The sequence below is a fragment of the Paracoccus sp. NSM genome (assembly GCF_052379855.1).
In the GTDB taxonomy this organism is placed as follows: Bacteria; Pseudomonadota; Alphaproteobacteria; order Rhodobacterales; family Rhodobacteraceae; genus Paracoccus.
This window is the reverse complement of record NZ_JBQTCG010000002.1, coordinates 399240-421117: the sequence shown is the minus strand read 5'-3', so window position 1 is coordinate 421117 and position 21878 is coordinate 399240. Positions and strand designations below refer to the sequence as shown.

The 21878-nt window shown below is 68.1% G+C and carries 17 protein-coding genes; 4 read left to right on the top strand and 13 right to left on the bottom strand.

Annotated elements, in window-relative coordinates; translation table 11 throughout:
- Window positions 1–12 precede the first annotated feature (12 nt).
- The 5 genes from ACTZWU_RS05170 to xdhA form a co-directional block, all read right to left on the bottom strand.
- Entirely contained in the window at window positions 13–1446 is a 1434-nt protein-coding gene (locus ACTZWU_RS05170) for a mannose-1-phosphate guanylyltransferase/mannose-6-phosphate isomerase (protein ID WP_444736283.1), read from the bottom strand.
- Between the two features lie 198 nt (window positions 1447–1644).
- The gene (gene guaD / locus ACTZWU_RS05165; RefSeq protein ID WP_444736282.1) at window positions 1645–2931 is read right to left on the bottom strand and encodes a guanine deaminase; all 1287 of its coding nucleotides are present in this window, start codon (window positions 2929–2931) and stop codon (window positions 1645–1647) included.
- Window positions 2919–3650 (bottom strand): xanthine dehydrogenase accessory protein XdhC, encoded by a 732-nt coding sequence (xdhC, locus tag ACTZWU_RS05160; RefSeq protein ID WP_444736281.1) that lies wholly within the window; start codon window positions 3648–3650, stop codon window positions 2919–2921. Before xdhC ends, guaD begins: the two co-directional genes overlap by 13 nt.
- A complete protein-coding gene (xdhB, locus tag ACTZWU_RS05155; RefSeq protein ID WP_444736280.1) occupies window positions 3647–5956 on the bottom strand; it encodes a xanthine dehydrogenase molybdopterin binding subunit in 2310 nt (769 codons plus the stop codon). Before xdhB ends, xdhC begins: the two co-directional genes overlap by 4 nt.
- A gap of 3 nt (window positions 5957–5959) precedes the next feature.
- A complete protein-coding gene (gene xdhA, locus ACTZWU_RS05150; RefSeq protein WP_444736279.1) occupies window positions 5960–7411 on the bottom strand; it encodes a xanthine dehydrogenase small subunit in 1452 nt (483 codons plus the stop codon).
- Between the two features lie 106 nt (window positions 7412–7517).
- On the opposite strand from xdhA, the gene ACTZWU_RS05145 reads away from it, so the two are divergent.
- Entirely contained in the window at window positions 7518–8417 is a 900-nt protein-coding gene (locus tag ACTZWU_RS05145; protein ID WP_444736278.1) for a LysR family transcriptional regulator, read from the top strand.
- A gap of 101 nt (window positions 8418–8518) precedes the next feature.
- Here ACTZWU_RS05145 and ACTZWU_RS05140 read toward each other — a convergent pair whose 3' ends face one another.
- From ACTZWU_RS05140 to ACTZWU_RS05130, 3 genes are all read right to left on the bottom strand, one after another.
- A complete protein-coding gene (locus tag ACTZWU_RS05140) occupies window positions 8519–9772 on the bottom strand; it encodes a urate hydroxylase PuuD (protein WP_444736277.1) in 1254 nt (417 codons plus the stop codon).
- Window position 9773: 1 nt separating this feature from the next.
- On the bottom strand, window positions 9774–10127 hold the full coding sequence (uraH, locus tag ACTZWU_RS05135; protein ID WP_444736276.1) for a hydroxyisourate hydrolase: 354 nt from the start codon (window positions 10125–10127) through the stop codon (window positions 9774–9776).
- A gap of 119 nt (window positions 10128–10246) precedes the next feature.
- Window positions 10247–11713 (bottom strand): uracil-xanthine permease family protein, encoded by a 1467-nt coding sequence (locus ACTZWU_RS05130; RefSeq protein ID WP_444736275.1) that lies wholly within the window; start codon window positions 11711–11713, stop codon window positions 10247–10249.
- A gap of 383 nt (window positions 11714–12096) precedes the next feature.
- On the opposite strand from ACTZWU_RS05130, the gene bhcR reads away from it, so the two are divergent.
- The 3 genes from bhcR (at window position 12097) to ACTZWU_RS05115 (ending at window position 15294) form a co-directional block, all read left to right on the top strand.
- Window positions 12097–12921 (top strand): HTH-type transcriptional regulator BhcR, encoded by an 825-nt coding sequence (gene bhcR, locus ACTZWU_RS05125; protein ID WP_444736274.1) that lies wholly within the window; start codon window positions 12097–12099, stop codon window positions 12919–12921.
- A gap of 127 nt (window positions 12922–13048) precedes the next feature.
- Entirely contained in the window at window positions 13049–14467 is a 1419-nt protein-coding gene (gene puuE, locus ACTZWU_RS05120) for an allantoinase PuuE (RefSeq protein ID WP_444736273.1), read from the top strand.
- A complete protein-coding gene (locus tag ACTZWU_RS05115) occupies window positions 14464–15294 on the top strand; it encodes a bifunctional allantoicase/(S)-ureidoglycine aminohydrolase (protein ID WP_444736272.1) in 831 nt (276 codons plus the stop codon). The genes puuE and ACTZWU_RS05115 overlap by 4 nt, the downstream gene beginning before the upstream one ends.
- A gap of 85 nt (window positions 15295–15379) precedes the next feature.
- Here the strand turns inward: ACTZWU_RS05115 and ACTZWU_RS05110 are convergent, their stop codons facing one another.
- The 5 genes from ACTZWU_RS05110 to ACTZWU_RS05090 form a co-directional block, all read right to left on the bottom strand.
- Window positions 15380–16288 carry a DMT family transporter gene (locus tag ACTZWU_RS05110; protein ID WP_444736271.1) on the bottom strand — a complete coding sequence of 303 codons (909 nt, stop codon included), beginning with the start codon at window positions 16286–16288 and terminating at the stop codon, window positions 15380–15382.
- Window positions 16289–16343: 55 nt separating this feature from the next.
- A complete protein-coding gene (gene trpE / locus ACTZWU_RS05105) occupies window positions 16344–17849 on the bottom strand; it encodes an anthranilate synthase component I (RefSeq protein WP_444736270.1) in 1506 nt (501 codons plus the stop codon).
- Window positions 17849–19795 carry a SurA N-terminal domain-containing protein gene (locus ACTZWU_RS05100; protein WP_444736269.1) on the bottom strand — a complete coding sequence of 649 codons (1947 nt, stop codon included), beginning with the start codon at window positions 19793–19795 and terminating at the stop codon, window positions 17849–17851. The genes trpE and ACTZWU_RS05100 overlap by 1 nt, the downstream gene beginning before the upstream one ends.
- Window positions 19796–19858: 63 nt before the next feature.
- Entirely contained in the window at window positions 19859–21034 is a 1176-nt protein-coding gene (locus tag ACTZWU_RS05095) for an aminotransferase (protein ID WP_444736268.1), read from the bottom strand.
- The gene (locus ACTZWU_RS05090; protein WP_444736267.1) at window positions 21034–21744 is read right to left on the bottom strand and encodes a hypothetical protein; all 711 of its coding nucleotides are present in this window, start codon (window positions 21742–21744) and stop codon (window positions 21034–21036) included. Before ACTZWU_RS05090 ends, ACTZWU_RS05095 begins: the two co-directional genes overlap by 1 nt.
- Window positions 21745–21878: the final 134 nt, after the last annotated feature.

Sequence of the window (21878 nt, the reverse complement as noted above, 5' to 3'; positions counted from 1 at the left end):
CCCAAGGGGCACTCAGTCGGCGCTGCTGCGCGAATAGACATCCTCGTAGCGGATGATGTCGTCCTCGCCCAGATAGCTGCCGGTCTGCACCTCGATAAGCACCATCGGCACCTTGCCCGGATTCTCCATCCGGTGAATGGCGCCAAGCGGCACATAGATCGACTGGTTCTCGGTCACCAAGGTCACCGTGTCATCCACCGTTACCCGAGCCGTGCCCGACACGACGATCCAGTGTTCCGACCGGTGGACATGGCTTTGCAGCGACAAGGCCGCGCCGGGCTTCACCACGATGCGCTTGACCTGAAAGCGGTCGGCCAGGGCCAGCGTCTCGAACCAGCCCCAGGGGCGGTGATCGCGCGGAAAGGCCTCGGCCTGCTTGGCGCGGCGCGTCTTCAGCGCGCTGACCGCGTGGCGCACATCCTGCGCACGGTCCTTGTCGGCGACCAGAACCGCATCGGACGTTGCAACGACCATCACGTCGCGCAGGCCGATGCCCACCACCTCGACCTCGTCGCTGTCCGAACGCAGCAGCACGTTCTCGCAGTCGATGGCGGTGGCATGGGCTTCGGCCAGAACACCATTGTCCGAGGGGTTGCGCGACAGGCCCTCGCGCCAGACGGCATCCCAGCCGCCCAGATCCGACCAGCGGCCCGAATAGCGCACCACGCTTAGATTGCCGGCCTTTTCCATCACGGCATAGTCGATGGAATTGTCCTCCAGCCCCTCCCACGGGCCGCGCGCAAGGCGCAAGAAGCCCAGATCGCGTTGCGCACCATCCACGGCGGCCTGCACCGGCTCCAGATACGCAGGCGCGTGCTGGCGGAAGGCGTCGATCATCGCATCGGCGCGGAAGAGGAAGATCCCGGCATTCCAGAGGAAATTGCCCGCCTCGACCATCTGCGCGGCCCGCACGGCATCGGGCTTTTCGACGAAACGCGCCAAAGGCTGCGGACCCTCGCCGTCCGAGGCGAGTTCGAGATAGCCGTAGCCAGTCTCGGGGCGGTCGGGCGTGATGCCGAAGGTCACGATCCGCCCCGCCTGCGCGGCGACCGCACCCTGCGCCACGGCGGCGCGGAAGGCCGCCGCATCGGGAATCACGTGATCAGAGGGCGCGACCAGCACCAGACCCGAAGGGTTCCCGGCCGCGACCATCAGCGCAGCGGCCAGGATCGCGGGGGCGGTGTTGCGGCCGGTGGGCTCTATCACGATGGACCCGGCCTCGATGCTCGCCTGTTCAAGCTGTTCGGCCACGATGAAGCGGAAATCCGAATTGGTCATCACCATGGGCGCGGCGAAATCATCGCCGCAAAGGCGCCGGGCCGAGGCCTGAAACAGCGTCTCGTCGCCGACAAGCTGCGCGAACTGTTTGGGGAAGCTCTTGCGCGAGACGGGCCACAAACGCGTGCCGGACCCGCCCGCCATCAAGACCGGAGTAATCTGAACCATGACAATCCTCTTGGCGCGCAGCGCCGCCTTTTCATCTGATGCGGGCAGCATCCGCCCGCCTGCGGCCAGTCAAATGACGAACCGCGCCCGGCGTCAACCCGTCGGGCCATCCTTGGCGCCCTCAACAGCCCGATTGCCACGCATTTGCAGCGTTTTCCCCGCCTTCATTACCCGCCCGCCTTCATCGCCCGCCCGCCTTCATCGCCCGCCCGCCTTCATCGCCTGTCCGGCGACATAGGTCTGGGCGACCGCGCGATCATCGCCCATGATCTGGAGGATGAACAATTCCTCGGCCAGGGTGGTCGCGCGTTCGGCCCGCAGCGCCATGGCGGGCGTCGCGCGCGGGTCCAGCACCACCAGATCGGCGGCGCTGCCCGGCGTCAGGGTGCCGATTTCGGCCTCGAGGCCAAGGGCAAGCGCATTCCCGCGCGTGGCCCAGTGAAAGGCCGCCAGCGGGTGCAGCTTCTGGCCGCGCATCTGCAGGACCTTGTAGCCCTCGTTCAGGGTCTGAAGCATCGACCAGCTTGTGCCGCCCCCGACATCGGTGGCGATCCCGCTGACGATCCCCGCCGCCCGCAGGCCGTCTGCATCGAACAGCCCCGAGCCCAGAAACAGGTTCGAGGTCGGGCAAAAGACCGCGCGGCTGCCCGTCTCGGCCATGCGCGCGATCTCTCGCGGCTCCAGATGGATGGAATGGCCCAGCAGCAGACGCGGCGACAAGAGGCCGTGGCTTTCGTAGATGTCCAGATAGTCGCGCGCCTGCGGATAGAGGCTCAGCGTATAGGCGATTTCGTCCAGGTTCTCGGACAGATGGGTCTGGATGTGGCAATCGGGATGCTCTGCCGCAAGCGCGCCCGCCGCCGCCAGTTGCTCTGGCGTCGAGGTGATCGCGAAGCGCGGCGTGATCGCGTAACGCTGGCGTCCCTTGCCATGCCATGCCGCGATCAGCGCGCGGCTGTCGTCATAGGACGACTGCGCCGTGTCCTGCACCGCCGGGATGGCGTTCCGGTCCATCATCACCTTGCCCGCGCTCATCGCCATGTTGCGGGCATGGGCGGCGGTGAACAGCGCATCCGCGCTGGCCTTGTGGCTGGAGCAGAAGGCAACGGCGGTGGTCGTTCCATGCGCCGTCAGCTGGTCGAGAAACAGCCCCGCCATCCGCGCGGCATGGTCGGGGTCCGCGAATTCGGCCTCTGCCGGGAAGGTATAGGTGTTCAGCCAGTCCAGAAGCTGCGCGCCCCAGCTTGCGACGACCTGAAGCTGCGGAAAGTGGATATGCGGGTCGATGAATCCCGGCAGGATCAGATGCGGGCGGTGGTCGATCTCCTCCAGCCCCTCACGAGCCAGATCGGCGTGATCGCCCACGGCCAGGATGCGGCCGTCCTGCACCAGGATCGCGCCGTTTTCCCAGTAGCGGTGATTGTCGGTGGTCTCGGCGGGGTCTGCATGGAAATCGAGGACGCGGCCCCGGATCAGCTGTTGCATGGGTCTGTCTTTGCTGGGGTCGTGGTCAGCCGCGCCATGAGTTCGGCGGCGGTGAAGGCGGCGATGATCTCGGGGCGCTTGTCGCGCGAGAACCCGGCTCCGATGGGACAGGTCAGAGCGGAGGGATCGACGCCGCGCCCTGCCGCGAAACGGCTGAATTGGGCGCGTTTCGTGGCGCTGCCGATCATGCCGATATAGGCCAGATCGGCCCGCGCCAGCGCCTCGGTTGCCAGCAGGAAATCCAGCGCGTGGTCATGGGTCAGGATCACCACCGCACTGCCGGGGCGGGCGGCGCGGATCTCGGCCTCGGGGAATGCGGTCAGGAGCGTCGGGCCGGTGGCGCGGGTCAGTTCGGCCTCGCGGCTGTCGATGAGGAGCGCGTTGACTGGCAGGGGCGCCAGCGCGCGGGCGAGGGCGCGGCCGACATGACCCGCGCCGAAGATCAGCACGTCGGGATGATCCTGCGGGGTGGGCGCGTTGCGGTCCAGTTCCAGCACGACCCGGCCGCCGCAGCATTGCCCGATCTCGGGGCCGAGAGGGATGTCCATGCGCGCCGCACCTTCGCCCCGCGCCAGCATCTGCCGGGCGCGGTCGATGGCCATGTATTCAAGCTGCCCGCCGCCGATCGTGCCCTGGATGGCATCAGGGGTCACGATCATCTCGGCCCCTTCGTCGCGCGGGGTCGAGCCGCGCGCCGCGATGACGCGGACCCGGATCATCCGCGCAGCCGCTCGGCCGCCATCAGCACGCGCTCGGGCGTGGCGGGGGCGTCGATCCGCGCAGGTTCCCGGTAATCGGCCAGCGAGGCCACCGCCATATTGATCGCCTCGAAGACGCTGATGCCCAGCACGAAGGGCGGCTCGCCCACGGCTTTCGATCGTTTGATCGTGCGCTCGGCGGCCTCGGACCAATCGGCCAGAGCCACATTGAAGATGCGCGGCCTGTCCGAGGCCAGCGGCACCTTGTAGGTCGAGGGCGCATGGGTCCGCAGCCGGCCCTGCGTGTCCCACCACAATTCCTCGGTCGTCAGCCAGCCCGCGCCCTGGACAAAGGCGCCCTCGACCTGGCCGCGGTCCAGCGCGGGGTTCAGGCTGCGGCCCACATCATGCAGGATGTCGGCCCGGTCGATCACGTATTCCCCCGTCAGCGTATCGACCGAGACCTCGGCCACCGCCGCGCCATAGGCGAAGTAATAGAAGGGCCGGCCCTGCCCCGTCGCGCGGTCCCAGTGGATCTTGGGCGTCTTATAGAAGCCCGCCGCCGACAGATGGATGCGCGCCAGATAGGCCGCGCGGATCACCTGATCGAAAGGGATCATGTGATCGCCCGCCCGCAGATGGCCCGGCGCGAAGGCCACCTGATCGCGTGCGACCTGCCAGCGTTCGGCCACGAAATCGACCAGCCGCGCCTTGATCTGCTCGGCCGCGTCCAGCGCCGCCATGCCGTTCAGATCGGTCCCCGACGAGGCCGCCGTGGCCGAGGTGTTGGGCACTTTCTCGGTCGTGGTGCGGGTGATCTTGATGCGGCTGATGTCGCATTGGAACGCCTCGGCCACGACCTGCGCGACCTTGGTGTTCAGGCCCTGGCCCATCTCGGTGCCGCCATGGTTCAGCTGGATCGAGCCATCGGCATAGACATGGATCAGTGCGCCCGCCTGATTGAAGGCGGTGTTGGTGAAGCTGATCCCGAACTTGACCGGCGTCAGCGCGATCCCCTTGCGGATGACGCCATCCTGCGCGTTCCAGTCCAGCACCGCGCGGCGGCGGGCCTGATAATCGCTGGTCGTCTCCAGCTCGGCGATCAGGCGGGGCAGGATCTGGTCCTGCACCGGCTGATGATAGGGCGTCAGCTGGCCGTTTTCGTAAAGGTTGCGCTTGCGGACCTCCAGCGGGTCGAGGCGCAGCGCATAGGCGATTTCCTCGATCACGCGTTCGGCCATGATGCAGCCCTGCGGCCCGCCAAAGCCGCGAAAGGCCGTGTTGCTGACCGTGTTCGTCTTCATCGGATGGCTCGATACGCGCACATCGGGGTAGTAATAGGCGTTGTCGGCGTGAAACAGCGCCCGGTCCGTGACCGGGCCCGACAGATCCGCCGAGAAACCGCAGCGCGCGATGAAATCGCCCTCCAGCGCGGAGATACGGCCCTGATCGTCAAAACCCACCTGATAATCGATGACGAAATCATGCCGCTTGCCGGTCGCGCTCATGTCGTCGTCGCGGTCGGGCCGGATCTTGACCGCCCGCCGCCAGCGCCGCGCCGCGACCGCCGCGATGCAGGCAAAGAGGTTCATCTGCGTTTCCTTGCCGCCGAAGCCCCCGCCCATGCGCCGCACATTCACCACGATTGCATGAGAGGCCACGCCCAGCACATGCGCGACCATGTGCTGCACCTCGGAAGGGTGCTGGGTCGAGACATGCAGAACCATGTCTTCGTCCTCGCCGGGGATGGCCAGCGCGATCTGACCCTCGAGGTAGAAATGGTCCTGCCCGCCCACCGCCAACCGCCCGTCGATCCGGTGGGGCGCGCGGGCCAGCGCGCCCGCCGCATCGCCCCGGCGCAGGGTCAGGGGTTCGGTGACATAGGCGCCACCCGCCTCGCGCGCGGCGACCGGGTCAAGGATCGCGGGCAGCGGGTCATAGCTGATGCGCGCCTTGTGGGCGGCGCGGCGGGCCTGATCGCGCGTCTCGGCGATCACCGCAAAGACGGGCTGACCCCAGAACTCCACCAGCCCGTCAGCCAGGATCGGATCATCGCCCCGCCCCGAGGGCGAGACATCGTTCACACCCTCAAGATCGGCTGCCGTAAGGACGCCCAGAACCCCCGGCTGGGCCAGGGTCACGGCGAAATCCATCGCCGTGATGCGCCCATGCGCGCAGGTCGAAAGGCCCAGATAGGCATGCAGCGTGCCGACGGGTTCGATCAGGTCGTCGGTGTAATCGGCCCGGCCCTTGACATGCTTCACGGCGCTGTCATGGGTCATGTCCTGATGCGCCTGACCGCGCAGCACGGGGCTGTCATCCTTCATGGCTCAGGCCTCCTCGGGGTGGCGCAACCGCAGGGGCAGGCCGGGTTCGGATTGCTCCAGCCAGAAGCGGCGGATCAGGTTGCGCGCGACGGTCGCGCGGTATTCGGCGCTGGCGCGCATGTCGGACAATGGCTGAAAATCATGCGCCAGCGCGCGGCCGGCCGCATCGAACGAGGCTTCGGCAAAGGGCTGGCCCAGCAGCGCGGCCTCGGCCAGGGTGGCGCGGCGCGGCGTGCCCGCCATGCCGCCAAAGGACAGCCGGGCGCGGGTGATGCGCCCCTCCTCAACCCGGATCGCAATGCCGGCGGCGACCGCGGTGATGTCGCTGTCGCGGCGCTTGCTGATCTTGTAGGCGGCGATGCGGTCGCCCGGCTCGGGCAGAGGGATCAGCACGGCCTCGACGAATTCGCCGGGCTGGCGGTCCTGCCGCCCGTATTCGACAAAGAACGCCTCCAGCGGGATCTCGCGGCGGGCATCGCCCCGGCGCAGGACCAGCCGCGCGCCAAGCGCGATCAGCAAGGGCGGCGTGTCCCCGATGGGCGAGCCATTGGCGATATTCGCGCCGATCGTGCCGGCATTGCGCACCTGCCAGCCACCGATCCTCGACCAGTATTCGGCGGCCTGCGGCAGGTGGCGGGCGATCAGCGGCATCGCCTCGGAATAGGTGACGCCCGCGCCAAGGCGGATCATGCCATCCTGAACCTCGATCTCCTTCATCAGATGGCCGATGAAGATGGCGGGGCTGATGTCGCGCATGAACTTCGTGACCCACAGGCCGACATCGGTCGCCCCCGCGACCAGCGTCGCGCCCGGCTCCTCCAGCAGGGCTGCGGCCAGATCATCCGTGTCGGCCGGGATCAGCGCCCGGTCGCCCCCGCGCGCAAGCGAAACGCGCGCCCCCCGCATCGACCTCAGGCGCGCGGCCACCGCCAGACGCTCGCGCGCCAGCGCGTCCTGCGTCTGGCCGCCAGCCGCCCCCACCGCCAAGGCCGCCCGGATGATCGGCGCATAGCCCGTGCAACGGCAGATATTGCCCTGAAGCGCGGTCTCGATCTCGGCCTCGCCCGCGTTCGGGTTCGTCATCCACAACCCGTAAAGCGCCATGACGATACCCGGCGTGCAGAACCCGCATTGGCTGCCGTGGTGATCGACCATCGCCCGCTGCACCGGATGAAGCCCGCCATCGGGGCCGCCGAGATGCTCGATCGTCACGATATGGGTCGCGTGGCAGGAGGCCATCAGCCGAATGCAGGCATTGATCGGCTCGTAGATCAGGCCATCCGGCGTCAGCCGCCCCGACAGGACGGTGCAGGCGCCGCAATCACCCTCGGCGCAGCCCTCCTTGGTGCCGGTCAGCCGCCGCGTCAGCCGCAGGTGATCCAGCAGCGTGTCAGAGGCGCCGACCTCGGTCAGGGCGATCTCGGTATCGTTCAGAAGAAAGCGCAGCTGGGTCATTCTGGTCCGTCCTTGCCTGCCCCCGATGCTAGGCCCGATCTTGCAGGGGGGAAATCGCCCGTGGCATAGAAGACTTTACACGATCCATTGAAAGCGGGCCAAGCACATGTCCTATCTGGAAAGCCTGCGCGTCTTTGTTCGGGTGGTCGAACTGGGCTCGATCACCGCCGGAGGCAGGGATTTGCGGCTTTCTCCGGCAGTTGCCTCCAATCGCATCAAGGATCTTGAAAATCGCTTTGGGCTGCGGCTTCTGAACCGCACCACCCGCAAGCTGACGCCAACCGAGATCGGGCGCGCCTTCTATGACCATGCCCGCCGCGTGATCGAGACGCTGGACGAGGCCGAGGCCCTCGTCTCAAGCTATTCGGGCAAGCCGCAGGGGGTGATCCGGCTGACCGCGCCCCTGGGTCTGGGGCGGCGGCTGATCGCGCCGCTGATCCCGGTCTTCTGCGCCGAAAATCCGGGCGTCGAGATCAGGCTGCGCCTGTCCGACCGCAACGTCAATATCGTCGAGGACGCGATCGACCTGGCCTTCTTTCTGGGCGAGCCTGCCGATTCCGCGCTGAAATGGCGCAAGATCGCGGATTGCCCACGCCTGCTGGTCGCCGCACCCGCCTATCTCGCGGCGCGGGGGATGCCCGAGGGGCCGGACGATCTGTCGGATCACAATTGCCTGCTGCTGCGCTATCCGCGCAGCCCGGAATATTTCTGGGTGCTTCAGACCGAGGACGGCCCCCGCAAGCTGGGCTTGCAGGGGCGGTTCGACACGGATGACGGCGATGTGCTGCGCGACTGGGCGCTAGGCGGGCATGGCATCGCCAACCGCCCGCTTTACGAGGTGGCCGATGATCTTGCGGCGGGGCGTCTGGTCGAGGTCCTGCCGCAGAACCGGCCCCTGCCCGCGCAATTCGGCTGTCTGACACCGCATCGCCGCCTTCAGGACCCCAAGGTGCGGATGTTCGCCGATTACGCGACCCGCGAATTGCGCCCGCTGTTTCAGGAATGATCCGGGCGGGCCGTGCCGGGGCTTGGGCGGCGCAACCGTGCCGGACACGCCTCGAACGGCCGTTCTGCGGCGACGGGGTACCCACAGCCTGCAAGCCGCGATCAGAGACCCGCCACCCCGAAGGCGCCGACCTCGCGGAACCAGCCCATGATCTGGGCGCGCTCATCAGGCTGCATGTCGGTCAGGTTGGCGGGCGGCATGGCATCGGTCAGGCCCGATTGCACATAGATCTCGCGCGCGGCGCGGGCGATGTCGGCGGGGGTTTCCAGCACCACGCCCTTGGGCGGGACGCGGATGCCGTCCCAGACCGGCTCGCGCGCATGACACATCGAGCAGCGCCCGATCACGGTCTGCGTCACCGCGTCAAAGCCGGGGGCGTGGGCAAAGCGCGCCTCGACCGGGGTCAGGGGGCGGGCCATCGCGTCGTCATAGCTGTCCTGGTTCACGCCAAGCGCGGACAGCCACATCACCCCGATGAACAGCATCACCGTCACCGCCCAGGTCCACCATTGATAGCCCTTGCGGGCATGCATGGTGTTGAAGAAATGCCGGATCGTCACGCCCATCAGGAAGATCAGCGCCGCGATCAGCCAGTTGTATTCGCTGGCGAATGCCAGCGGATAATGGTTCGACAGCATCAGGAAGATGACGGGCAGCGTCAGGTAGTTGTTATGCGTCGAACGCAGCTTGGCGATCTTGCCGTATTTCGGATCGGGCGCGCGCCCGGCCTTGAGATCGGCCACCACGATACGCTGGTTCGGCATGATGATCAGGAAGACGTTCGCGGTCATGATCGTCGCCGTGAAGGCGCCCAGATGCAGCAAGGCCGCACGGCCCGTGAAGATCTGATCATAGGCCCAGCCCATCGCCACCAGCGCCACGAACAGCAGAAGCATCAGCACCGTCGGGCGGTTGCCCAGAGGCGATTTGCAGAGCCCGTCATAGATCAGCCAGCCAAGCGCCAGCGATCCGGCCGAGATCGCGATCGCCTGCCAGATCGCCAGATCGGCCTTGGAGGGTTCGATCAGGTAGAGGTTCGCCCCCGCCCAATAGGTCACCATCAGAAGCGCCGCGCCCGACAGCCAGGTCGAATAGCTTTCCCATTTGAACCAGGTCAGGTGCTCGGGCATCCGCTCGGGCGCGACCAGATATTTCTGGATGTGGTAGAAGCCCCCGCCATGGACCTGCCATTCCTCGCCATGGGCGCCCTTGGGCAGATGCGGCGCCTTTTGCAGGCCCAGATCCAGCGCGATGAAATAGAAGCTGCTGCCGATCCAGGCGATGGCGGTGATGACATGGATCCAGCGGACCGCAAAGGCCAACCATTCCCACAGGATGACGGTTTCCGGGATCATTTCAGCTGCCCCGATAGGTCGAATAGCCGAAGGGCGAGACCAGCAACGGGACGTGGTAATGATTGTCCTGCGACATGCCGAAGCGGATCGGGATCACGTCCAGAAAGCGCGGTTCCTCGGGCGGGATGCCGGTGGCGTCCATCCAGGCGCCTGCGTGGAATTCCAGCTCGTAGCGGCCGGTGGCGAAACCTTCGGCCGGCAGGATCTGGCGGTCGGTGCGGCCGTCCGCATTGGTGATCAGCCGCGCAAGCTCGGTCCGGGTGGCACCGTCGAGGCGGTAGAGAACCACCTCCATCCCCTCGGCCGGGCGGCCGCGTGCGGTGTCCAGAACATGGGTCGTCAGATAGCCCGGCATCCATTCCTCCGTCGGCAGGTCCTGCCCCTTGATACCCCATGCCGCCCGCCATTCGAGGGGCGGCATGGGCAAGGCAGTCTTAACATCCCGTTTATAATCACGCGCAAGCCCCGGCGGTGCTAGTGCCGCCCCTCGCGCGGCTTCAGCCCCTTGCCATGACCCTTGAGCCCGCCCGAGACCTGTTCGGTGGCCTCGGCGGCCAGTTCGCGGGGCAGGACAAGGTTCAGCACGATGGCGATCAGCGCCGCAGGCAGGATGCCCGAGGCGCCCAGGATCCGCAGCGTCTCGGGCAGGTGCTGCAGCGCATCGACCCCGCCCGGCGCGGTTCCCATCGCCTCGAGCTGCAGGCCAAGGCCCACCGACAAGGCGACGGCAAAGATCACCATGTTGCGCCGGTTCCAGTCCACATCCGACAGCATCGAGATCCCCGCCGCGACCACCATGCCGAACATGACGATGACGCCGCCGCCCAGAACCTCGATCGGGATGGTGCGGATCAGGCCGCCGATCTTGGGGACCAGCCCGCACAGGATCAGGAACAGCGCGCCAAGCGTCACGACATGGCGGCTCATCACGCCGGTCATGGCGATCAGGCCGACATTCTGGCTGAACGAGGTGTTGGGCAGCCCGCCGAACACGCCCGCCACCGCCGTGCCGATCCCGTCGGCATAGGTCGCGCCCTCGATCTCGCGGTCGGTCGCCTCGCGGCCCGCGCCGCCCTTGGTGATGCCCGAGACGTCGCCCACCGTTTCCACCGCCGAGACAAAGGCCATCAGGCAAAAGCCGATCACCGCCGCGGCAGAGAACTCGAACCCGTAGCGGAACGGCATCGGCAGCGCGAAAGCGGCCGCCTGGTTCCACGACCCGGTGATCGCCGCGACCGGCAGCTTGCCCGTCATTAGGCAGAAGGCATAGCCCGCCGCAATCCCGATCAGCACCGCCGAGATCGACAGCATTCCGCGTGCGAAGAATTTCAGCGCCAGCGTCACCACGATCACGACCAGAGCCGCCGACCAGCTGGCCCAATCCCCATAGGCCGCCGAGCCCTGCGCCTTGAGCGGCACGCCCCCGGCCGCGTATTCGATGCCGACCTTGACCAGCGCCAGGCCGATCATCGTGACGACCAGCCCCGTCACCAGCGGCGGCAGCGCAAAGCGGATGCGCCCGATCACCAGCCCAAGCGCCGCGTGGAACATCCCGCCCAGCAGAACCCCGGTGAACAACGCCGCCAGCCCGTCAACCCCCTTGCCCGCGACCAGCGGGATCATCACCGGGATAAAGGCGAAAGACGTTCCCTGCACGATGGGCAGCTTCGCGCCCACTGGCCCGATCGTCACCGATTGCAGCAGCGTGGCCACCCCCGCGAACAGCATCGACATCTGGATCAGATACAGCATCTCGGGGAAATCGGGGCTGTTCGAGCCAAAGCCGAACCCCGCCGCCCCCGCCACGATGATGGCGGGCGTGACATTCGCCACGAACATGGCCAGGACGTGCTGGATGCCAAGCGGCACCGCCTGCCACAGGGGCGGCATATAGTCGGGGTCGCGCAGCTGTTCGGCCGTGCCGATGCCAGAATGGGTCATTCACTGTCCTCCCTTGTGCGGGACCGCCGCGCCGTCGCGCCTGCCCCTCAGTCTGGGTCGGGACCGATGCCCGCCCCATTGTTTTCGCACGGCCCGGCCGACCGGTCCGCCCCTTGCCGCCCGGACGATCACCGCCACACGCGAAAGCCCGCCAATCGGTCAGACCGATGACTTGACCTTGGACGCGGGGGCGTCGAAACTGCAGGCATCTCCTCCGGTGCACAGCATTCCCAGCCGTGGCCTGCGGCGCAATGTCACATTTTTGTGGAATATCTTTCCATATCGTGGCATGAATTAACCAAACCATCTGTTTTCAACGCATTGACCCAGGCCGGCCGTGATTTTCTGCCGAACGGCTATGCTATCTCAACGGAGTGACGAAAATGGCCGAAGCCATCCGCCGCAGGGGCCGTCCGCCCAAAGCCACGCCCGAGGCCCCCGCCACCGTGCAGGCGCTGGAACGGGCGCTCGACATGCTGGACCTGCTGGCGGCGCGGCCCAACCTGACGCTGAGCGAGGTGGCCGAACGCGCGGGCCAGCCCCCCTCGACCACCCATCGGATCCTGCACACGCTGGCCTCGCGCGGCATGGTCGAAAGCGATCCGGCGACGCAGGGCTGGAATATCGGCCCGGCCAGCTTTCGGCTGGGTTCGGCCTTCATGCGTCGCTCGGGGCTGGTGGAGCGCGCACGCCCGATCCTGCGCGGCCTGATGGAACATACCGGAGAGACCGCCAATCTGGGCATCCCCAACGGCGACGCGGTCCTGTTCATCAGCCAGGTCGAGACGACCGAGACGATCCGCGCCTTCTTTCCGCCCGGCACCCGTTCGCCCCTGCACGCATCGGGCATCGGCAAGGCGCTGCTGGCCTTCGGCCGCCCGGCGGTGCTGGACGCGATGCTGTCGGGGCCGGGCCTTCAGCGCTTCACCGACCAGACGCTGACCGACCCCGAGGCGCTGCGCGCCGATCTGGCCCGCATCCGCCATCGCGGCTTTTCGCTGGATGACGAGGAAAAGACCCGCGGCATGCGCTGCATCGCCGCCCCCGTCTTCGACCTGACCGGAGAGGCCGTCGCGGGCATCTCGGTCAGCGGCCCCGCGCATCGCATCCAGCCCGAGCACGTCAAGACGCTCGGCGCGGCCGTCACCGCCGCCGCCGCCGCCCTGACCGAGGCGATGGGCGGCCACCCCCCCGAAGCCCAGGGCTGACCATCTGCCCGTCCTGCGGGCAGCGCGATTGTCGCCGTTTCCTTGATAGTGAATTCCGCCCCTGCCCGCTTGCCCCGGGCAGCGCGGCGCGCTTTGCTGGCCGGTGACAGACCCACCGGAGGACGACATGCGCTACAGCCGCGACCTGCGAGGATACGGCCCCACGCCCCCCGACCCGAAATGGCCCGGCGGCGCGCGGATCGCGGTCCAGATCGTGGTGAATTACGAAGAGGGCGGCGAGAACAGCATCGAACATGGCGACGCCGCCTCCGAGGCCTTCCTGTCCGAGATCATCGGCGCCCAGCCTTGGCCCGGCCAGCGGCACTGGAACATGGAATCGATCTACGATTACGGCGCCCGCGCGGGGTTCTGGCGGCTTTTGCGCCTGCTCGAGGGCATCCCCGTGACATGCTACGGCGTGGCGACCGCGCTGGAACGCAACCCCGAACAGGTCGCGGCCATGCAGGCGGCGGGCTGGGAGATGGCGACCCACGGCCTGAAATGGATCGATTACCGCAACGTCCCGCGCGAGATCGAGGCCGAACACATCGCCCAGGCCATCGCCCTGCACACAGCCGTCTGCGGCGAGCGCCCGCGCGGCTTCTATCAGGGCCGCACCTCGATGAACACGGTCGCGCTTGGCTGCGAGGAAGGGGGCTTTGAATACCTCGCCGACACGATCGCGGACGAACTGCCCTATTGGCATGTCCATGAAGGCCGCCCCCAGCTGATGGTGCCCTACACGATGGACGCCAACGACATGCGGTTTTCCTCGGGTCAGGGCTTCGGGACGGGCACCGATTTCTTCGACTATCTGCGCGACAGTTTCGACATGCTCTACGCCGAGGGCGCGTCGGGCGCGCCCCGGATGATGTCGGTGGGCCTGCATTGCCGCCTTGCGGGCAGGCCGGGCCGGGCGATGGCACTGAAACGCTTCCTCGACCACGCGCGCAGCCATGATGGCGTGTGGTTCGCCACCCGCCTCGACATCGCCCGCCACTGGGCGCGGGTGCATCCCTTCCAGCCGCAGCCGCGCCCCTCGCAGATGCAGCGCGACGACTTCCTGGCCCGCTTCGGCGGCGTCTATGAACATTCCCCCTTCATCGCCGAACGGGTCTGGTGCGCCGAGATGGGCGCCGCCCATGACAGCGCCGAGGGTCTGGCCGCGCGCATGGCACAGATCTTCCGCCAGGCCTCGGACGACGAACGCCTCGGTGTCCTGCGCGCCCATCCCGACCTTGCGGGCAAGCTGGCCCAGGCCCGCCGCCTGACCGCCGACAGCACCGCCGAACAGGCCAGCGCGGGGCTCGACGCCCTGACCGATGCGGAACGCGCGGAATTCACGCGCCTGAACGACGCGTACATGGCGCGCCACGGCTTTCCGTTCATCATCGCGGTGCGCGACCACGACAAGGCGGGGATCCTCGCCGCCATGCATGCGCGGCTGGACAGCGACACGGCCACCGAACGCGCCACCGCCGAGGCTCAGGTGATCCGCATCGCCAGCCTTCGCATCGCCCAGATCATCACCGAGGCCCGGACATGACCCTCTCACCCTATGCCGGTCCGGTCGCGGGCCTGCCCCCCCAGACCGACCTGACCACCGACACGGCCATCTTCACCGAGGCCTATGCCGTCATCCCCCGCAGCACGATGCGCGACATCGTCACCAGCGCCCTGCCGGGCTGGACAGGAATGCGGATGTGGATCATCGCCCGTCCGCTGACCGGCTTTGCCGAGACGTTCAGCCAGTACATTGTCGAACTGGCGCCCGAAGGCGGCAGCGACAGCCCCGACGACGACCCCGAAGTGCAGCACGCGATCTTCGTGACCGAGGGAAGCCTCTCGCTGGATGTCGGCGGGCAAGGCCACGAACTCGAACCCGGCGGCTTCGCCTACATCCCCCCCGGCACCGCATGGCGCGTCGCCAATTCGGGCCGCGACACGACCCGCTTCCACTGGTGGCGCAAGCGTTGGCAACCCGCCCCCGGCACGACACGCCCAGACCCGATCATCGCCCGCGAACAGGACATCGCGCCCGCGATGATGCCCGGCACGAACGGCGCCTGGGGCACGACCCGCTTCATGGACCCGGCCGACCTGCGCCACGACATGCACATCACGCTGGTGACCTTCGAACCGGGCGGCTCGATCCCCTTCGCCGAAACCCATGTGATGGAACACGGCCTCTTCGTCCTCGAGGGCAAGGCCGTCTACCGCCTCAACCGCGACTGGGTCGAGGTCGGCCCGGGCGATTTCATGTGGCTGCGCGCCTTCTGCCCGCAGGCCTGTTACGCAGGCGGTCCGGGCCGCTTCCGCTACCTGCTCTACAAGGACGTGAACCGCCACGCCCCCCTCTGGCCCACTGGCTGAGCGCCCCTTCTTCTTCACGAAAATATCCCGCAGGGGGTCCGGGGGGCGCGAAGCCCCCCGGCGGTCGCGGGACGCAAAAGCCGCGTCAGATCTTCGTCGCGCCCACCGCCGGAGTCTTGATCGTCGCACGCAACCGCGCCTCGCGCCAGGTGATGTAGCTGATCGCCGCGATCATCATCGCCCCGCCGAGGATCACCCAGCCGTCCAGCGGCTCGTGAAAGACAAAGACGCCGACAAGGCTCGCCCAGACCAGTTGCAGGAAGGTGACGGGCTGCGTGACAGTCAGCGGAGCGGCGGCAAAGGCGCGGGTCATCGTGTAATGGCCAAGCGTGGCGAAAAAGGCGACCAGCCCCAGCCACAGCACCTGCGACAGGGTGGGCGGCACCCAGACCATCAGCGCCAGAGGCGCCAGGCCGATGGCCACGGTCAGCGACATCATCGCCACCACGACCGAGGCCGGAACCCGCTCGGACAGGCGCTTGGCGACCAGATAAGACGCGCCGAACGCGACCGAGGCCAGGATCTGCGACAGATGCCCGGGGTCCAGTTCGCGCAGGCCCGGCCGCAGGACGACCAGCGCGCCCAGCAGCGCGACGCCCACCGCGGCGATGCGCCGCGCAGCCAGCCGCTCGCCCAGGAACAGCGCGGCACCAAGCGTCACGATGATGGGGTTGAGAAAGCCGATGGCCGTCACCTCGGCCACGGTGATGCGCGACAAGGCATAGAACCAAGCGACCACCGCCACGACATGCAACGCGCCGCGCAGGCCGAACATGCGCCAGACGACAGGCTCGAAACCGCGCCGCATGGCAGGCAGGATCACCGGCACCAGCACCACAAGTCCGATCACGAAACGGATGAAGGCCGCCTGCGGCGCGGGCAGCGCGCCCTCCAGCCCCCGGACGATTGCGTTCACCGCGACAAAGCAGAGCCCCGTCGCGACCATCCAGCCGATGCCGACCAGATCACGGCGAGTCGTGGCGTCGAGTTGCATATGCTGCAAATGACGCCTTTCCCGCCATCGCACAAGGGGGAATGGCCGCCCGCCCTCAGCGGTTGCCGGGCAGGAAGCGCGCCGCGCCCTCGGCCGCGCGTTGCAGGGCGCGCGACTTGTTCACGGTTTCCATGAACTCGGCCTCGGGGTCGCTGTCATAGACGACGCCGCCCCCGGCCTGGATGTAAAGCGCGCCGTCCTTGACGACACCCGTGCGCAGCGCGATGCACATGTCCATCTCGCCATTGGCGGCGAAATAGCCGACCGCCCCACCATAGACGCCGCGCTTTTCAGGCTCCAGCTCGTCGATGATCTCCATCGCGCGGACCTTGGGCGCGCCGGAAACGGTCCCCGCGGGCAGGCCCGCCAGCAGCGCCGACAGCGCGTCCTCGCCGCCCCGCAGCTCGCCCACCACGTTCGAGACGATATGCATGACATGGCTGTAGCGTTCGATCACGAATTGCTCGGTCGGGCGCACGGTGCCGGGGCGCGCCACGCGGCCCACATCGTTGCGGCCCAGATCCAGCAGCATCAGATGCTCGGCCAGTTCCTTCTGGTCCGACAGCAGATCGGCCTCCAGCGCCTTGTCCTCGGCCTCGTCGGCGCCGCGCGGGCGGGTGCCCGCGATGGGCCGGATCGTCACCTCGCCGTCGCGCAGCCGCACGAGGATCTCGGGCGAGGCGCCGACGATCTGGAACCCGCCCATGTTCAGGTAGAACATGAAGGGCGAGGGATTCGTGCGCCGCAGGCTGCGATAGAGCGCGAAGGGCGGCAGCGGAAAGTCCATCCGCCAGCGTTGCGACGGCACGACCTGAAAGATGTCGCCCGCGCGGATGTAATCCTTGGCCTTCTCGACCGCGGCCAGGTAATCGGCCTTGGCGAAGTTCGAGATCGGCTCGCCGATCCGGGCCTCGTCGCCCAGGGCGCGCGGCTCTTGCGGGACGCGGTCCAGCGATATCAGCGCGTCCATCACGCGCTCGGCGGCGCGGGCATAGGCGGCGCGGGCATTGCCGCTGCCGTCATGCCATGCGGGCGCGCAGAGCGTCACCTCGCCCTTGACGCCGTCCAGAACGGCCACGACCGAAGGCCGCATCAGGATCGCGTCGGGCAGGTCCAGCGGATCGGGGTTCACGTCGGGCAGATGCTCGACCAGCCGGATCATGTCATAGCCCAGATAGCCGAACAGCCCCGCCGCGACGGGCGGCACGCCTTCGGGCATGGTCTCGATCCGGCTTTCGGCGATCAGCGCGCGCAGGCTGTCCAAGGCCGGGCGGTCGTCATCCTGCCAGGCGTCCGAAAAGCGCGCCTCGCGGTTCAGCCGGGCGCGGCCGTCGCGGCATTGCCAGATCAGGTCCGGCTTCATGCCGACGATAGAGTAGCGGCCGCGCAGCTCGCCGCCCGTCACCGATTCCAGCATGAAGCTGTGGGGCGCGGCCTCGGCCAGTTTCAGCATCAGGCTGACCGGCGTGTCCAGATCCGCCGCCAGCCGGATCGTGACAAGCTGGTTGCGCCCCGCCTGCCATTCGCGCTGGAAGGCGTCGAAATCGGGGGAAAGCTGCATCACTGGACCTGCGTGTTGATGGCGTTGATCGCGGCCTGGTTGACCTCGATCCGGTGCTGACGCTGAACGTAGCGGGCGAAATAGTCGAAGATGTCGTCCTGCAGCGACTGCCCGATCCGCGCGGCGACCCGGTCCTGAACGGCCAGCGCATCGGCGCTGGAGAGGTCCGCATCGCCAACCGCATCCAGACGCACAAGGATCACCCGGTCGCCCGCATCGACGATCTCGACCTCGCCGGGTTCGTCGATGGCAAAGGCTTCCAGAAGCGCGGCCTGAGGCAGGTTCGGCAGCCAGGAATTGCGCACCATCTGCGTTTCCGAGGTCCAGGGATCGGCAGGCGCCTCGGCGGCATCCCCGGTTGCGTCGGATGCGCTGTCGGCGGGCAGCGTGGCGGCTGTTTCGGGGGCGGGTTGCAGGGCGCGCATCGGCTCGACCACGGCATCGGCCAGGGCCGCGACCTGAAGGTTCTCGGCCAGTTCCAGAAGCTGGCGCTGCAATTCGGCCTGGCGCCAGTCGGCCAGAACCTCGTCGCGGGCCTCGGCAAAGGGGATCAGCGCGGGGGGGATCACCTCGTCCAGACGCAGCGTATAGACGCCGCCATCGACCAGCTCGAACAATTCGGGAAAGTCGCGTTCGGTGATGGTCTCGGCGCGCTCGCGGAAATCGGCATAGGCGGCGATGCTGTCCTCGGCGGCTTCAAGCCCCGGATGCCATTCGATCCGACCGGCCTGCATCTCGGTCTCGGCGGCCAAATCCTCGATCGTGGCGCCACCGGCGAGCAGGTCCTCGAATTCCAGAACGCGGTCCTGGATCAGGCGCGCCGCACGGCTCAGCGCGGCCTCGTCGCGCAGGCCCTCGCGGGCCTCTTCGAAGGGGACATCGACCGGATCGAGGATCGCGTTCACGGAAAACAGCGCCCAGCCCAGATCGGTCTGAAGGGGGCCGACGACCTGATTGCCCGGCGCGGCAAAGACTTCGCCCCCGGCGCTGCCCAGTTCGGCCTGCGTGACCGCACCCAGATCGACATCGTCCAGCGTCAGGCCGCGTTGCAGCACGAAGGCCTCGAAGGGCTGTTCGCCCGCCTCGATGGCCGCGGCGGCCTCGTCGGCCTGTTCCTGCGAGCCGAAGATCAGACGGCTCAGCAGTCGCCGTTCGGGTTGCTGGAATTCCGCGATGTTCTGGTCATAGGTCGCGCGCAGGGCGGCCTCGTCCAGTTCGACCTCGGGGGCCAGCATCTGCGGCGTCACCCAAGCGTAAGAGATCACGCGCGTCTCGGGCGCGGTGAAGCGGTCGGCATTGGCCGCGTGCCAGGCCTCCAGCGTCGCCTCGTCGGGTTCGGCGATGGGGGCGGGCAGATCGGCCTCGGTCAGTTCGCGCCAGCTGAAATCGCGGGCCTCAAGGACCCAACGCGTCGTCTGGTCGACCATCGGCGCGGGCGCAGCGACGCCACCGGCAACGGCGCGTTGCAGCAAAAGCCGCGCCTCGTCGGTGCGGATCGCGGCCTCGAACTCGGCCTCGGTCAGGCGCTCGCGGCGCAGCACCTCGGCATAGGCCGCGCGGTCAAAGCGGCCGTTCGGCCCGCGGAAGGCATCGGCGGCCAGGATCGTCTGGGCGACCCGCTCGTCGCCGACCGAAACGCCCATCACGCGGGCCTGTTCGGCAAGGGCGGCGGCGGTGAACAGGTTGGCCTGCACGGCCTGCGGCAGGCCCATCGCCTGTGCCTCGGACATGCTCAGCGGGCGGCCGGTCTGGCGGGTGATGGCCACCATCTCGCCACGCAGCGCGCGGGCATATTCGTCGGCGGTCACGCGGGTCTCGCCCACCTGCCCCACGGCGGTTGACCCACCCGAGAAGCTGGTCACGCCAAAGCCCCCGAGGCCCAGGACCATCAGACCCATCAGGATCCAGACGATCGTCGATTTGCCCTTTGCGCGCAGGTTGGCCATGGCTTGTCCTTGTGCTTGTCGTCGCTGCCGTCTTTAGGACGGCGCGGCCCCCGCGACAAGCCGTCAGCCGCGCAAGAGGCCAAGCCTTTCGGCAAGTTGACCGATCCCGGCCGCATCGACATTGGCGAATGCGATCCGCAGATGGCGCGCGCCCGAAGGGTCGTCATCGGGCGTGAACATCGTGCCGGGCAGCGCCAGAACGCCGATCTCGGCCACCATGCGGCGCGCCAGATCGGCCGAGCTTTCGGCGAAGGGATGTTCGATCCAGGCGAAATAGGCGCCCGCGCTTTTCAGCCGCCAGCCCGGCAGGGCTGACAGCGCCGCATCTGCCGCAGCGCGCCGCGCCAGGATCTCGGCCCGTTCGCCCGCCAGCCACAGCCCGAGGTTTTGCATCCCCCAGACCGCGCCGATCTGACCCGGCTGGCTGGGCGAGATGGCGACGGTATCGAGGAATTTCTCGATCTGGGCCAGCCGCGCGGGGCTCGTGACCAGCGCGCCGACGCGGTGCCCGGTCAGGCGGTAAGCCTTGGAAAAGCTGTAAAGCTGGATCGCCGTCTCGTCCCAGCCCGGCCGCGTCAGCAGGTCATGGGGCGCGCCCTCGCGGCTGTCGAAATCGCGATAGGTCTCGTCCAGGACCAGCGCGATGCCGTGGCGCTGCGCCAGATCGAAGAAGCGCCCGACCAGGTCGGCGGGATATTCCGCCCCCGAGGGGTTGTTGGGCGTGACCAGAACGATGGCGCGGGTCCGCGGCGTGATCAGCGCAGCCGCCCGGTCGGGATCGGGCAGCATGTCGTCTCCGCAGGCCAGCGGCACGGTTTCCACGCCGGCCATGTCCAGCCACATCTTGTGGTTGAAATACCACGGCGTCGGCAGGATGACCTGATCGCCCGGCCCGGCAAGGCTGGCCATGACCGCGCAGAAGGCCTGATTGCAGCCCTGCGTGATCGCCACCTGAGCAGGCGCGACCGCACCCCCATAGGCCGCCGAGAAGGCAAGCGCGACTTCCTCACGCAGATCGGCATTCCCCAGAACGGGACCATAAAGATGCGCCTCGGGCCGGTTCAGCAGGGCATCCGCCATGGCCTGCCGCAGCCCCTCGGGCGGCGGATCGACGGGGGCCGCCTGGCTGACATTCAGCAAGGGGCGGTCGGGTGCGAATTGCACGCCATCCAGCCAGCGGCGGGCCTCCATCACCGGGGGTGCAAAGGTGGCGGCGATCAGGGGATTCATGGGCTGCATCAGTCACGCTCCAGTCGGCGCAGGTCGCTGAGGTCGGGCGGCAGGGACAGATCCAGCGCGGGCGCATGCAGGCGGGGGATGGCGGTGGGCAGGACTGTTTCGGCTGCGGGATCAAGGGGGGCGGGATCAAGGGGGGCAGGTTCTGTCGCGGCGGGGGCTGCGGGCGCCTCGTCGCGGGGCGCGCGCAGGGTTGCGGCGGGGGCTGCGGGACGGTCGGGCGCAGCTGCGCCATCCAGCGCAGGCAGGTCCAGCGCGGGGCTGTCCGTGGCAGGCAAGGGCTGGCTGCGCGCGGGGGCGTCGGGATCGGGGGCGGTCTCGGGCGGCTCGTTGGCGCCGGTCGCAGCGACGGGCGCGGGTTCCGAGGCCGAGGGCGCGATGGCGGGCGCGGGCGCAGGCAGGGCGGCGGTGCCGCTGCTGGGCGCGGGCAGACGCGGCGGCAGATCGCCGCCCCGGCCGAATTCCGACCCGACGGGCAGATCCAGCGTCCCAAGCGCCGGGCCACCCTCCTGCGGCGCAGGCGCCTCGGGCGCGGCAACCGGCGGGGTCGCGGCTTCGGGCTGCGCCAGCGTCGCCTGGTCGGCCTGGCTGTCAGGTTGGAGTTGGGGTTGGGGTTGGAGTTGAGGCAACGGCATCACCAGTGCGCCCGCCGCCAGCAAGGCCGCGCCAACCGCCGCACCATGGATCACCCCGCGAAAGAACCCGCCTGCCATCTGCCCTTCATCCCGCGCCGCGGCGCTGTCTGTTCTGCTCAGCGACCGGGCAAGGCGAATGCCGCTCTTGACCCTTGGTCGCGCTTTGGCCCATCTATAGCCGACGCTTTCGCGGGGGGAAACCGCCCCCATGC

Excerpts from the sequence above, each read along its gene's own strand:
- ACTZWU_RS05090 (WP_444736267.1), bottom strand. The coding sequence starts at position 21,744 with ATGGCAGGCGGGTTCTTTCGCGGGGTGATCCATGGTGCGGCGGTTGGC.
- ACTZWU_RS05115 (WP_444736272.1), top strand. The coding sequence starts at position 14,464 with ATGACCCTCTCACCCTATGCCGGTCCGGTCGCGGGCCTGCCCCCCCAG.
- ACTZWU_RS05145 (WP_444736278.1), top strand. The coding sequence starts at position 7,518 with ATGTCCTATCTGGAAAGCCTGCGCGTCTTTGTTCGGGTGGTCGAACTG.
- ACTZWU_RS05140 (WP_444736277.1), bottom strand. The coding sequence starts at position 9,772 with ATGATCCCGGAAACCGTCATCCTGTGGGAATGGTTGGCCTTTGCGGTC.
- ACTZWU_RS05110 (WP_444736271.1), bottom strand. The coding sequence starts at position 16,288 with ATGCAACTCGACGCCACGACTCGCCGTGATCTGGTCGGCATCGGCTGG.
- xdhA (WP_444736279.1), bottom strand. The coding sequence starts at position 7,411 with ATGACCCAGCTGCGCTTTCTTCTGAACGATACCGAGATCGCCCTGACC.
- ACTZWU_RS05095 (WP_444736268.1), bottom strand. The coding sequence starts at position 21,034 with ATGCAGCCCATGAATCCCCTGATCGCCGCCACCTTTGCACCCCCGGTG.
- puuE (WP_444736273.1), top strand. The coding sequence starts at position 13,049 with ATGCGCTACAGCCGCGACCTGCGAGGATACGGCCCCACGCCCCCCGAC.
- uraH (WP_444736276.1), bottom strand. The coding sequence starts at position 10,127 with ATGCCGGGCTATCTGACGACCCATGTTCTGGACACCGCACGCGGCCGC.
- trpE (WP_444736270.1), bottom strand. The coding sequence starts at position 17,849 with ATGCAGCTTTCCCCCGATTTCGACGCCTTCCAGCGCGAATGGCAGGCG.
- ACTZWU_RS05100 (WP_444736269.1), bottom strand. The coding sequence starts at position 19,795 with ATGGCCAACCTGCGCGCAAAGGGCAAATCGACGATCGTCTGGATCCTG.
- bhcR (WP_444736274.1), top strand. The coding sequence starts at position 12,097 with ATGGCCGAAGCCATCCGCCGCAGGGGCCGTCCGCCCAAAGCCACGCCC.
- xdhC (WP_444736281.1), bottom strand. The coding sequence starts at position 3,650 with ATGATCCGGGTCCGCGTCATCGCGGCGCGCGGCTCGACCCCGCGCGAC.
- ACTZWU_RS05130 (WP_444736275.1), bottom strand. The coding sequence starts at position 11,713 with ATGACCCATTCTGGCATCGGCACGGCCGAACAGCTGCGCGACCCCGAC.
- xdhB (WP_444736280.1), bottom strand. The coding sequence starts at position 5,956 with ATGAAGGATGACAGCCCCGTGCTGCGCGGTCAGGCGCATCAGGACATG.
- ACTZWU_RS05170 (WP_444736283.1), bottom strand. The coding sequence starts at position 1,446 with ATGGTTCAGATTACTCCGGTCTTGATGGCGGGCGGGTCCGGCACGCGT.
- guaD (WP_444736282.1), bottom strand. The coding sequence starts at position 2,931 with ATGCAACAGCTGATCCGGGGCCGCGTCCTCGATTTCCATGCAGACCCC.